The sequence below is a fragment of the Paenibacillus tritici genome, assembly GCF_013204885.1.
Classification (GTDB): Bacteria; Bacillota; Bacilli; order Paenibacillales; family Paenibacillaceae; genus Paenibacillus_AQ; species Paenibacillus_AQ tritici.
The window spans coordinates 239126-250850 of the sequence record NZ_JABMKX010000011.1 but is presented as its reverse complement, the minus strand read 5'-3'; the positions used below and the strand labels follow the sequence as shown (position 1 = coordinate 250850).

The 11725-nt window shown below is 48.0% G+C and carries 12 protein-coding genes; 6 read left to right on the top strand and 6 right to left on the bottom strand.

What is annotated here, in order from left to right; translation table 11 throughout:
• Positions 1-24 precede the first annotated feature (24 nt).
• Positions 25-1764, top strand: a complete 1740-nt coding sequence (locus HQN87_RS20990) for an ABC transporter ATP-binding protein (protein ID WP_173137309.1) — start codon at positions 25-27, stop codon at positions 1762-1764.
• 102 nt (positions 1765-1866) lie between these two features.
• Here the strand turns inward: HQN87_RS20990 and HQN87_RS20985 are convergent, their stop codons facing one another.
• Positions 1867-2175: a spore coat protein gene (locus tag HQN87_RS20985; protein ID WP_173137308.1), complete on the bottom strand. Its 309-nt coding sequence runs from the start codon at positions 2173-2175 to the stop codon at positions 1867-1869.
• A 12-nt stretch (positions 2176-2187) separates the two neighbouring features.
• A complete protein-coding gene (locus HQN87_RS20980; protein WP_173137307.1) occupies positions 2188-2376 on the bottom strand; it encodes a spore coat protein in 189 nt (62 codons plus the stop codon).
• A 158-nt stretch (positions 2377-2534) separates the two neighbouring features.
• Between HQN87_RS20980 and ku the strand changes: the two genes are divergently transcribed.
• Positions 2535-3380 (top strand): non-homologous end joining protein Ku, encoded by an 846-nt coding sequence (gene ku / locus HQN87_RS20975; RefSeq protein WP_173137306.1) that lies wholly within the window; start codon positions 2535-2537, stop codon positions 3378-3380.
• A 113-nt stretch (positions 3381-3493) separates the two neighbouring features.
• Here the strand turns inward: ku and HQN87_RS20970 are convergent, their stop codons facing one another.
• Both HQN87_RS20970 and HQN87_RS20965 read right to left on the bottom strand, forming a co-directional pair.
• On the bottom strand, positions 3494-4348 hold the full coding sequence (locus HQN87_RS20970) for a manganese catalase family protein (protein WP_173137304.1): 855 nt from the start codon (positions 4346-4348) through the stop codon (positions 3494-3496).
• A 200-nt stretch (positions 4349-4548) separates the two neighbouring features.
• A complete protein-coding gene (locus tag HQN87_RS20965; RefSeq protein ID WP_246552690.1) occupies positions 4549-5049 on the bottom strand; it encodes a spore coat protein in 501 nt (166 codons plus the stop codon).
• Between the two features lie 165 nt (positions 5050-5214).
• Here HQN87_RS20965 and HQN87_RS20960 point away from each other — a divergent pair, with 165 nt between their 5' ends.
• From HQN87_RS20960 to HQN87_RS20945, 4 genes are all read left to right on the top strand, one after another.
• Complete coding sequence (locus tag HQN87_RS20960; protein WP_173137302.1) at positions 5215-5403, top strand: hypothetical protein; 189 nt, start codon at positions 5215-5217, stop codon at positions 5401-5403.
• A gap of 178 nt (positions 5404-5581) precedes the next feature.
• A complete protein-coding gene (locus HQN87_RS20955; protein WP_173137300.1) occupies positions 5582-7021 on the top strand; it encodes an MDR family MFS transporter in 1440 nt (479 codons plus the stop codon).
• Entirely contained in the window at positions 7008-8180 is a 1173-nt protein-coding gene (locus tag HQN87_RS20950) for an FAD-dependent oxidoreductase (protein ID WP_173137298.1), read from the top strand. Before HQN87_RS20955 ends, HQN87_RS20950 begins: the two co-directional genes overlap by 14 nt.
• A gap of 54 nt (positions 8181-8234) precedes the next feature.
• The gene (locus HQN87_RS20945) at positions 8235-8921 is read left to right on the top strand and encodes a TetR/AcrR family transcriptional regulator (RefSeq protein ID WP_173137296.1); all 687 of its coding nucleotides are present in this window, start codon (positions 8235-8237) and stop codon (positions 8919-8921) included.
• A 140-nt stretch (positions 8922-9061) separates the two neighbouring features.
• Here HQN87_RS20945 and HQN87_RS20940 read toward each other — a convergent pair whose 3' ends face one another.
• Together HQN87_RS20940 and HQN87_RS20935 are read right to left on the bottom strand one after the other, a co-directional pair.
• A complete protein-coding gene (locus HQN87_RS20940) occupies positions 9062-10831 on the bottom strand; it encodes a sensor histidine kinase (protein ID WP_173137294.1) in 1770 nt (589 codons plus the stop codon).
• Positions 10828-11553, bottom strand: a complete 726-nt coding sequence (locus HQN87_RS20935) for a response regulator transcription factor (RefSeq protein ID WP_173137292.1) — start codon at positions 11551-11553, stop codon at positions 10828-10830. The genes HQN87_RS20940 and HQN87_RS20935 overlap by 4 nt, the downstream gene beginning before the upstream one ends.
• Between the last annotated feature and the right edge of the window lie 172 nt (positions 11554-11725).

Here is an 11725-nt window from a genome sequence, read left to right as displayed (position 1 = left end):
CTTTGAAGGAGGTTCTGCGGACTTATGAATCCAACCCGGACATTGATTAAGGAGATATTGTCTAAAAGCAAGGGAACCCTTTTTTTGATTCTGCTCTTCAACATCTCAGCCGCATTCGTCTCAACTCTTCAGCCCCTCCTGTTCAAAGACTTATTTGACGATATCCTGCCCGGCAGGCAGATCGGTACGGCTGCATTCTATATGCTGCTGCTCATTCTAATTCCTGTTATTTACGCCGCCTTGAACAGTGTCACCTCTTATTACAATAATGAGCTCGGCAACCATTTATCCAAGAATCTTCGCCTCCGGCTATTTTCTGATCTACTCCAGACCCCGCCACGAAAGGTAGACAGCATCGGCAGGGGGGAAATCATTAACCGGATCACCTTACAGGTGGGGATGCTGTGTGAAATTTTCGTGGTAGATACCCTCATGTCCCTCGTATCGAATGTTATTCTGCTGATCGCTACCCTGTGGATCATGTTCTCGATGAGTGCAGAGCTCACGCTCGCGGCCATGCTCTCGTTTCCTCTTTGTATGTATGGCTTCAGGCGCTTCAGGAGCAAGACAGAGAGGCTGGATAAGCAGTATCATGGCATTTTGGACAAGGGACTCAGTTATTTAAATGATTTCTTCACGAATCTGAAGGCGGTACACAGGTGTAACGGACATCAGGCAGAGCAGAAGCGATGGAGTGACTGGAATGACGAGGTGTGGAAGATATCCAGGCAGTCCCGGGTGTTTCATCATGTGGTATTGAACCTTGTTGCGGATACGGTGGTATCCTTAATTACAGGTATCATTTACGGTTATAGTCTGTACCTGATCCTGAAAGGCCGTATCTCGCCTGGCACGTTACTGGCATTCATTGTTATTCTTCCAAGGCTATATAACATCTTCAAGTCACTGTTTACGCTGAATATGGACAGGAGCCGGATGACGGTTATTATAAATAACCTGAATGACATCCTTGAACTGGAGAAAATCGAATCGGGAGCTAGAGCTCCTGATTATAGCCGTGTCCCCCTTCTGCAGATGAGAAATGTATCCTACCGGTACGCTCCTGAAGATTCTTTTGGGATCACAGACTTCAATCTGGACATTCAGCCAGGAGCCTTCGTGGGAATTATTGGTTTAAGCGGCTCAGGGAAATCTACGATTTTCGAGCTCATCCACAGGTACATAGAGCCTGATGAAGGAGAGATATGCCTGGACGGCGTACCGATCAAGGAGCTGGATCTTCATGAACTCAGACAATATGTCGGCTATTCCCCGCAAAAGGGAGTCCTATGGAATAAGTCCATTCTGGACAATATTATTTACCCGCTGCAAAAGGAAGATATGGATGAAGAGACATGGCTCAGATTCAATGCTGCTGTTGAAATGGCTCATGTCAATACATTTGTTCAAGCCATGCCTGAGCAATATGATAAGAAGGTCGAGGGCCACGGAGACAATCTCTCTGGTGGCGAAATCCAGCGGATTCTATTAGCCAGGGCATTTATGAATGAACCCCGGATTCTCATGCTGGATGAGTATACCTCAGCTCTGGATGCCATTACGGAGAGTGACCTAAATGATACCTTACTGAACCTGAAGGGGAAGCAGACTATACTGGTGATCGCACACCGGCTGTCCACTGTGAAGAGTGCGGATATCATCCTGGTTGTTGAGAAGGGACAAATTGTAGAGCAGGGCAGTCCGGCTGAACTGTACGCCCGAAGGGGGATTTATTACACAATGGTAGAGAAACAGAAAATATGACCTTCACCTTATGGTGAATATCACATAACATACCCACCATACTATCGTAATAGAACACACCGCTAAGAAAATTGGCGGTGTGTTCTGATGTGTCTTAGTCTATTATTTTAACAGCTCAAGCGCAGTTTCAGCTTTCTTCACATCATGCACCACTTGTCCCGTGAAATCGTAAGGGTGGTACATTTCATTCTCAATCATATAGGCGGCAATGCTCTGATGCGTCTTAATCGCGGTATCCAGCTGGGCCTTGAGAACTTTGTGCACTTTGGGCGTTGCGGTTTCGGTAAGTGCAATAGCGTAGCTGCGGACAGCGGCTTTGGCGGACAACAGCATGTCGGTAGCGATCGCAAGATCATCCATAGGGGCAATGGCTTTGACCAGCATTTCTTTTGTTTTGGTTGTTGTTGGCATAAGTTGAACCTCCTATTTTAGTAGTGATGTCAATTCTTCAATTGCTTTTGACGAGTTTTTAAGATCATCTTCAATTAGTGCTTTGAGCTTATCGTCTTTGACGAGCTCCAGCATAGTAACAGCTTTGGTGGCACAAGAGGTTCTCAGGGTCAGAAGCTCATGTACTTCGAGTTGCTCATGCAATGCCAATTCTTTAGCCATAATCACTTCTCCTCCATGTTGGTTTAATAATTTTTGTCAATACATTAGTACACTTGTCTGGTAGAAAATAAACATAAAAACATATTATTCTCTTGATTGCGGATTGTCCTATGAGGTTAATGAATGGCAACAATGATCACATGAAGGAGGTTGCCATTATGCAGGCCATCTGGAAAGGGGCAGTCAGCTTCGGTCTGGTACATGTTCCTGTCAAGATGTATTCGTCTACTGAGGACAAGGATATTCCACTGCGGTTGCTCCACCGGGAGCATAAGGAGCCCATCCACTATAAACGCACCTGTGCCAAATGTGAGCAAGAGGTTCCCTGGAACGACATTGTGAAGGGCTATGAATATAAGGAAGGGCATTATGTTACGTTTGAGCATCAGGAATTAGAGGACTTGGCTTCGGAAACCTCGCGTGAGATTCGTATTGTGGATTTTGTAGATCTGACTGAAATCGACCCCGTCTATTATCAAAAAACCTATTACCTGTCTCCGGAGGAGACGGGTCAGCATGTGTATAAGCTGCTTGTAAGTGCACTTGAGTCCACACATAAAATTGGTGTAGCCCATGTAACGATCCGGCAGAAAAGCAGCTTGGCCGCTGTAAGAGTGATTGATGGGGTACTCTGTCTGGCAACGATGTTCTATGATGAAGAACTTCGCGATCCCAGCCAAATTCCAGACTTGCCGGATAAGGAGAAGGTAGACCGCAGAGAACTGGACATGGCCAAAATGCTTATTGAGGGGCTAACGGGGAATTTTGAACCCGAGAAATACAGGAATGAATATAAAGAACGTTTGCGTACAGCGATTAAGGATAAGATGGACGGCAAGGAAGTGCAAGTCGCTCCTGAAGATAAGGCAACCAATGTACTAGATCTGATGGATGCCCTCCAGGCCAGCCTGAAGCAGCTAAGGCCTCTTGAAGAACCGGACAAGGGGAGCAGCAAATCCTCCAAGAGCCGTTCAGCGGCCCGGTCTAAACGTACCGGAGCGTAATCCGAACAGCAGCTCACCGGTAAAAGGATGAAGTAAAAGGCCCGCGATCTTTCGCGGGCCTTTTACGCAGGAATAAAGGACAAAGCGTTTGCTCATTTTCTCCAGTATCCAGCTCAGGCATTCATGTCGTGCAGACCAGGACTATGTTCATTCGGCATCTCCGGCATAACAGGTACAGGGAAGCCTGGTGGAGGCGGAACTACCTCCAGATTGCCTTTATTACGGCTTGGAGAAGTGCCTTGGAATATTTCTGCCATCCTTGTCGGGTCCAGGCTGAAATTGAATTGGGCATTATGGTAGCCCATATCTACAAATTTGCGGCACTCGGGATACTTGTTAATGTCATAGTTCGGAACAGGGAAGACATTTCCCCAATTCACGCCCAGAGTCTCCAGAGCCTTGGCAAAAGCATTTTGGTGGGCATTATCGCGAACAATCAGGAAGGCGAGTGTCTCGCGGAAGGTTTGATTGGAGCTCATCTCGTAAATCCGGGTTTTCTGCAGCACACCAGTCGATTCAAGTACAACATTGTCCAAGAGGTCACTGATCAGATTCCCATGACTATAGACATAATTTCCGAGCCACGGATTACCCATCGCATCCACAGGCAATGAGGCTTGTGCTCCCATAATATAATGATGGGGATTCGCATGTTTCGCAGCCACTTCGAGAGGGGCACCCTCCCCGCCCCCATTTCCGACCTGATCTTCACCGGAACCGTTCAACAGCTGGTTAATGGTATGCTGTACCAGATCAACGTGGGCGATCTCTTCCAGGAATACCCCCCGCATTAAATCACGGAACTGGGTTTCTTTGCCGCGAAAGTTACTGCTTTGGAAAAAATACTGCATCATGGTCCGCATCTCTCCGTAATGACCGCCTAAGATTTCCTGAAGCACTTTGGCAGCGGCCGGATCGGGTTTGTCCACCACAATGTTATTGATCAAACCTTCTTTGTAGAAATACAAGCGAACGTCCTCCTTAAAAGTCTGGTTGGCTTTTCCTATGTAGTGTCTTCTGTAAAATGCCCCATTATACGATCAAAATAAACTTGCATAAGAAAGGCCGCTGGCGATGTGAGAACTTTTAATTAGCGGAATATGTAAAATAGGGGCTTCCCGATAAGCCATAATTAAGCTTACGGGAAACCCTTTTTATAGGCTGTCAGTTACAGGGATAAAGCCTTGTTCGCATTAGCAACGTCGTTGGAGAGCAGCTTGGGGAGATCATAAGCGGGATAGAGTCCGCGTTCCAGCATAAAGTAGAAGATTTTACCGTGCAGGAGGATTGCACCGTTTAATTGCTTTTGCAGTGTTTCCCGAAGTTTCTGTGTGGCTGTTTCCGTAATGCCGATAGCATAACTACGCACCGCAGTCTTGGCGAAGCCTAAGAGCAGTCCGGCATAGAAGCCTGTCATATCGGAAGTCTTGGAGCTGTTCCGCGTTCCTTCGGGAGCAAGCGGAAAATATTGCAGCAGCTCTTGCAGGTTCATCTCCACAGCACTAATGGTCTCTAAATACAGCGCATATAGCTGCGGATCTTTCACATCCTCCAGCACCATTTTAAACAACGTGAGCTGATTGCTCTGGTAAGCCGTCAATTCATGCAGTTCAAGTGTTTCGTGCCAGGCCAGATGCGGATACTGCTGTCGTGATTCATAAGTATACAATGACAATCCCTCCTAAACGGTATGCGTTAGCCTATTCCCAAAAGAGGTGAAATGTGCTTGATCATTGTGTAGCAGAGAATTATTTGCATAAGCACCGTGATCTTATGGAGAAACTTCTATAGTGCATACAAACAGCATGATTTGATCCCTTAGGAGGTTAACCGCATGACAACCCAAGATCCGAAGGAGCTCTTGAAGCTTAAGCACGAGCAGGATGAGGAGAAGAGACAGTTCACCAACTTCGCCCGGGCGGTATCCGCCGATGGGGAAGTAGAAGCAGGTCAGGAATTCAGTAATGACCGGCTGCCTGACGATCAGAACCGTATGAAATCGGTGGAGAACCGACGCAACTGACCAGGTCCACGAAGGAATATTACAATGAATGAACCCTCAGGAAGCCTTTATGCGTTCCTGAGGGTTTTTTTGTAATTCAATAACGAACATCATTCTTGACGAACAGTGTTCGTTATGTTATAAATGTATCAACTTAACTATTTCATACGCTTTATTTAAGGAAAGGAGGAGAGCGTTTATGTCAGAGACAAATAATAGCCGCAGTATGCAAGCAGACTTTTCCTTAAAACAGATTTTGCCCATACTACTCGCTGTTGCTTCAGGGATGTTCCTGGTGATATTAGACAGCACCATCATGAATGTAGCTGTTCCGAAATTGGTAAGTGCCTTCGATACCAATCTTAGTACGATTCAGTGGGTCATTACGGCGTATACCTTGTCTTTATCGGCAGTCATTCCGCTCGCGGGCTGGTTCTCTGACCGTTTCTCGCCCAAACGGATGTTTATGACCAGCATTGTATTATTTGTTCTCGCTTCTGTTCTGTGTGCAATGGCAACCACTCCAGAGCAGCTTATCTTTTTCCGTATTATTCAAGGTTTGGGCGGAGGCATGGTTGCTCCCATCGGAATTGCTACTGTATTCATGGTCGCTCCTCCTGACAAAAGAGGATCTGTTATGGGCATCCTCGGGATCCCGATGCTGCTTGCTCCCATTCTAGGCCCGTTATTGTCGGGCTGGCTAATCGAGTACATCAACTGGCACTGGATCTTTTTCATCAACGTACCGGTTGGCGTTTTAGCTTTACTGATGGCCTGGAGGTATTTACCTGCATCGGATTCAAAATTGAGCAACAAGCTGGATGTGACCGGCGCACTTTTGGCCCCGGTTGCCTTTACCTCAATTGTGTTTGCCGTCCATCAAGCAGGTGAGAAGGGGTGGTCCAATCTATGGACGTTAGCTCCACTGGCAGGGGGCCTGGTTATATTGGCCGTCTTTATCTGGAATGAGCTCAGGCAAAAGCACCCGCTGCTGGAGCTAAGAGTATTCCGTTCGCCTACCTTTGTACATGGCATTTCTGTCGCCTGGCTGAATCAAATTGCTTTATTCGGGAGTATTCTGTTATTCCCGCTGTATTTACAGCAAGTAAGAGGGCTAACTCCTCTTGAGGCTGGATTATATGTGATCCCGCAAGCCCTGTTATCTACTGTCGGGATTAACGTAGGCGGCCGGTTATTTGACCGTTTCGGTGTTCGCCCGGTCGCCATCATGGGCATTCTGTCGCTCTGCGGGTCCTTACTTGCACTGACGCAGATTGATGCCCAGACGAGTTCTCTATATATCATTTGCAGCTTCGCTTTTGCAGGGCTTGGCCAAGGATTAACAATGATGCAGATTAATACACATGTCCTCAGATCAGCTCCGAAGGAATTAATTAGCCGTGTTACCCCCATAACCACTTCAGCACAGCAGATCATGTCCTCCTTCGGTGTTACCATCACGATGGCTTTTCTGGCCAAACAATTGAGGGGACTTCCAGCACAGCATTCACCCGATCAATTAGGTCATGCCTTCGGCTCAACATTCTGGATTACTTTGGGCTTTGCAATAGGTGCATTGGTTTTATCTTTGTTTTTTAACTTTCAAACGAAGGAGATGTCTATACATGACAACAAATAATTCTACAGAACAACGCCGGATCGCCATTATCGGAGGTGGACCCGGGGGGTTAACGCTGGCACTGATTCTGCAACAGCATGGTATTTCCTCGACGATTTACGAACGTGAACATGAGGACCTTAGCCATGAACGTGGAGGCTCCTTAGATATCCATGAAGAGTCCGGGCAGCTCGCTTTGAAGGAAGCCGGATTATATGAAGCTTTTCTGCAGGCAGCACGGTTTGAGGGTGAAGACTTCAGGCTCATGGATAAGACGGGAACCCTATACCTGGATGAAGTGGCTGATGAAGAGATCTCGGAAGAGCAGAGACGCCCGGAGATTGACCGCGGTGTGCTTTGTGACTTGCTTTTAAACAAACTAGATCCGTCTACTATACAGTATGGCTATAAACTGGAGAAGGTTGTGTCTCTGGGCGAAGGGAAGACGGAGCTTCATTTTGAGAATGGACATCTCACTGTGGCCGATCTTGTAATTGGGGCGGATGGCGCCTTTTCCCGCGTTCGCCCTCTGCTTACGGATACAGATGTGGAATATTCAGGTCTGACTATGCTGGAGCTTAACGTTATTGCAGACAAACACCCGGATTTAGCAGCATTCAATGCACGCGGCAAGATGTTTGCACTGGATGATCACAAAGGGATTCTGGGCCAGCTGAACGGCAACGGACGGATCAAAGTATATGCGAGCTTCAATGCCAGCCGGGACTGGTTAGACGAGATCCGCAACGATAACCCGCAAGAGATGAAAGCAACGCTGCTAGAGCTATTTCACGATTGGAGTGAACCGCTGAAGAACTATATCCGGTATGCGGAAGATGCTGTTGTACCCAGACGGATTTACATGCTGCCTGTCGGCTTTCGCTGGGAACGGAACTCTGGTGTCACGTTGATCGGAGATGCCGCTCATGTCATGTCTCCTTTTGCCGGAGAAGGGGTGAATCTCGCGATGCTGGATGCGCTGGAGCTGGCTATTGCCATAGTAAGGAACAAGCAGACACCTGTGGCCATTGAAGAATATGAGGAGAAAATGTTCCAGTATGCTTCAGAGAAAGCATATGTATCTAACGAAAATCTCATCCTCAGCTTCTCAGAGAACGCCGCTCCAAAGTTTGCAGCACTCATGCAATCCTATCAAGACCTGTATGAGCAGCAAGGGTGATGTTATCTTCCGCCATGTATTTACTATTGGCTTCCGGCATGTTATAAGGAAAGTATGATGAAACCTAAACGTGAAATTGTGAGCCGCCGTAATCGGCCAGCCAAAGAACCCCTAAGTCATGAATTAATTGTGAAGACCGCGTATGAGCTGCTGAAGCAGGAAGGAACCTCCGGCATGAGCATGAGGAAGGTAGCCAAGCATCTGGACACTGGACCTTCCTCCCTGTATGTTTACGTTAAAAATCTTCAGGAATTGAGTTCTTATGTGCTTGACCTTGGTCTTGGTGAGTTGAACCTGCCGGAGCTGAGAGACGATGACTGGAAGGACCAGTTATTCCAAGCACTGCATGCTTATGCGGAGCTGCTTATCGAGCAGCCCGGATTAGCGGAGCTGTCCCTGCAGACGATTCCTATTGGAAATCATGCCTTTCGTCTGAATGAGTATTTACTTACCGTCCTCCAGAAGGGCGGAATCACCTCTACGGCCGCTGCCTGGGGAACGGACCTGTTGCTCCTGTATGTGTCTTCCATAGCCTTGGAGAAGGCAAAGAGAGCAAGCGAACTGATGGAAACTGCCCAAGGTTACTATAATGAAGCAGATCCGGTACGGTTTCCGTTGATGAACAGGCTGAAGACGGATTTTTTCTCGGGGGATACCGCCTCCAAGGAGAGGTTCTTCTGGGCCATTGAAGTGATACTCCAGGGGATACTGCACAAGCAGTTAGGAGACAATGGTAAGTAACTAAGCGACGAAGATCATTGAAACGTTCGATGCGGAAAGCTCCAATCCCATATACGGAACACAACTGACTATCGAAGAAGACGCCGGGAAGATGCCCGGCGTCTTTCTTTTGAAGCCCTAATGTGTACATGAACTCTGGATTATTTTGTTCCAGCCCTCGAATGAACATCCCATATCAAACGGATTTCCGTTCCCTCTTTGGGATTCGATCGAACCTCAATTCGTCCTTTCATAGCCTCGATCAAGCCTTTGGTTACCGCCATGCCCAGGCCTGAGCCGACATCGGGTGCTGCTGTATCTGTTCCACGGTAGTATCGTTCAAACAGCTTCCACACCGTCTCCTGATCCATCCCGCGTCCATTATCGGTAAATTGAACGATGAAATCGCCTGCCTCTTCACCTGACTGCACACTGACAATCAGCTTCGTTTCCGGCGGATTATGCAGCAGGGCGTTAGCTGTCAGATTATCAACGATCCGTTCAAAGGAGGGAATGTGTACATGCCCTTGTACCTCAATCTGGGCAGGCTGGAAAGTAATGCGGCCCTCTCCATAAGCCGGGTTACGTTCAGCGCGATGTACCAAATCCTGAAGCAGAGCATTTATATCCGTTTGTTCAATAGGGGGCTGGTATCCGCCACTACGCAGACGGTATGTCATGGCCAGGTCGTTCACCAGCCTGTCCATGTACATGGACTTGTCCAGCATAATGCCCGCGAATTCGCGGACTTCTCCTGAAGTCCACTGGTATTTCTCTGCTTCCAGCATATGTGCATAGCCCTGGATGGAGGATAGAGGTGTCTTTAGATCATGGGTGATTCCAGCAATCCATTCCTCACGCAAAGAGTCGGTCTGTCTGCGGAGTTCTTTATCCTGTCTCAGGGTATCGGATAACGTCTGGATGGAACCTAACACTTCCGTATATACCCGATAGTTCCGCCGCCATTTCCCGTTCTCCTTCTGGCTAAGCGGCCTGCCGCGGGGGCCGGCTGGCTCCTCATATTGTCCGCGTTCAAGCCGCTGCAGCCATTGGAGCATATGAAGCATGGGATAACCGAACAGGTTGGCATACCAAACCGCAAGCAGGATAAGCAAGCTGATAATAGATACCAGAAGTGCAATCAGGGCAGGACCCAAAATAAACCCGAAGGGATTCTCATTACTACCCGCCGGATTACTTCCAAGAGGAACACTAAGCATCCAGGTAGAATGATTCTGCTCATCATAGCTGGTCACTGTAGTCATCCCATACCGGGCGGGGTAGCGTGTACGCAGAATCAGATCCTGGAGGCTGTAGCTGTCCGGGATACCGCTTGCGGGCTTGTTGAAAGAAGTGACCTCACGTCCCTGTTCATCCAAAATCTGCAGATAGGCATCCGCCGTGCGAATGATGTCCTGATGCCCGGGTGCCAATTCCAGCTTGTTGTTGGCATAACGGCCCCCATTATATACTTGCTCCAACATGGATGCAGCCTGGTTGTTCTCTCCATACAGCAGGGTGAAATTAATCCCTTTCCGTTCACGGATCAGAAGATATAGCTCGTAAGGAAAAGGCTTTTTTCCTTGCCAATAGGATATCAGCTCTCCAGGTTTATAGTGATCCGGCACATCGGGAGGGGTATGAAAAGCATCCAGAACACGGCCCTGCTCATCGAGAATCTGCAGCCAGCCGTCGTTCTCTTCGATTCGCTTCAGCAGTCCGGGATCATACTTAACATTACCGTCCGGCAAAATCTCTGCTGTGCTGATTAGCTGATCGAGCCCCACAGTGGCAAAATCTTCAACAAGGCTGGCCTCATTCAGCTGCTGAATGACCCAGTAAGCTATACTTCCGCCGATGACCAGGATCAGAATCACCGTCCCCGCAAGCAGGCCAATGAACCGCGTCATCAATCTGCGTCTTACACTCATCGCCCAGGCCCCATGTCGGTCTGAATGAGCTTATAGCCCATCCCGCGAACGTTCACTAACAGTTCAGGGTTGGACGGATCAGCCTCAATACGCTCACGAATCCGGTGAATATGAACCATGACGGTGTTGTCATCTCGAATGGCCCCCGATCCCCAGACCCGCTCATACAATTCAGACTTAGTGAAGATACGATTGGGATGTTTGCAAAAGAACAGCAGCAACTGGTATACCAGCGCCGGGCAGTTCACCAGTTGACCTTCGACTCTGAGTTCACCGGCAGGCTCCATGACCTGAAAGCGTCCAAAATCATAGATGCCATCCTGCGGCAGTCTGTCTGCTTCCGTCTGTCTGGGCAAATATCGTCTCAGCAGGGATTTGATCCGTGCGACTACTTCCAGCGGGTTAAAGGGTTTAACGACATAATCGTCTCCTCCAACCGCAAAGCCGGTCAGCTTGTCATAATCGGTAGTTTTCGCAGTCAGAAAGAGGATAGGTGCATCTGTAATTTGACGCAGAAAAGGGCAGATTTCCAGCCCGCTTCGGCCTGGAAGCATCACGTCCAGCACAATGCAGTGATAGGTTTTCTTTTTACATGCAGCAATCGCGTCTTCACCGGTAGTGATCGTATCAATATCCAGGAATTGCTCTTTAAGCAATACCGTTCTGAGCATATGCAGAATCGCCTGTTCATCATCAACAAGCAGGATTGAAACTTCTTCCATGACGAATTAGAGCCTCCCAGCTTTTTATATAAGTATCATACCATTCTGAAACACTGTGTTGCGTGCCGGCAACCTTAACGGATGCTTAATTTTGGAGATATAACACGCCGCAAAGTTAAGATAGACGTAAGAGTAGGTTAGACGGCAGATAAGATTGATTTCGTACACTGAA

What these genes read in the sequence shown, in the direction of transcription:
- HQN87_RS20990 (WP_173137309.1), top strand. Translation starts at nt 25, where the DNA reads ATGAATCCAACCCGGACATTGATTAAGGAGATATTGTCTAAAAGCAAG.
- HQN87_RS20985 (WP_173137308.1), bottom strand. Translation starts at nt 2,175, where the DNA reads ATGCCAACAACAACCAAAACAAAAGAAATGCTGGTCAAAGCCATTGCC.
- HQN87_RS20980 (WP_173137307.1), bottom strand. Translation starts at nt 2,376, where the DNA reads ATGGCTAAAGAATTGGCATTGCATGAGCAACTCGAAGTACATGAGCTT.
- ku (WP_173137306.1), top strand. Translation starts at nt 2,535, where the DNA reads ATGCAGGCCATCTGGAAAGGGGCAGTCAGCTTCGGTCTGGTACATGTT.
- HQN87_RS20960 (WP_173137302.1), top strand. Translation starts at nt 5,215, where the DNA reads ATGACAACCCAAGATCCGAAGGAGCTCTTGAAGCTTAAGCACGAGCAG.
- HQN87_RS20955 (WP_173137300.1), top strand. Translation starts at nt 5,582, where the DNA reads ATGTCAGAGACAAATAATAGCCGCAGTATGCAAGCAGACTTTTCCTTA.
- HQN87_RS20950 (WP_173137298.1), top strand. Translation starts at nt 7,008, where the DNA reads ATGACAACAAATAATTCTACAGAACAACGCCGGATCGCCATTATCGGA.
- HQN87_RS20945 (WP_173137296.1), top strand. Translation starts at nt 8,235, where the DNA reads ATGATGAAACCTAAACGTGAAATTGTGAGCCGCCGTAATCGGCCAGCC.
- HQN87_RS20940 (WP_173137294.1), bottom strand. Translation starts at nt 10,831, where the DNA reads ATGAGTGTAAGACGCAGATTGATGACGCGGTTCATTGGCCTGCTTGCG.
- HQN87_RS20935 (WP_173137292.1), bottom strand. Translation starts at nt 11,553, where the DNA reads ATGGAAGAAGTTTCAATCCTGCTTGTTGATGATGAACAGGCGATTCTG.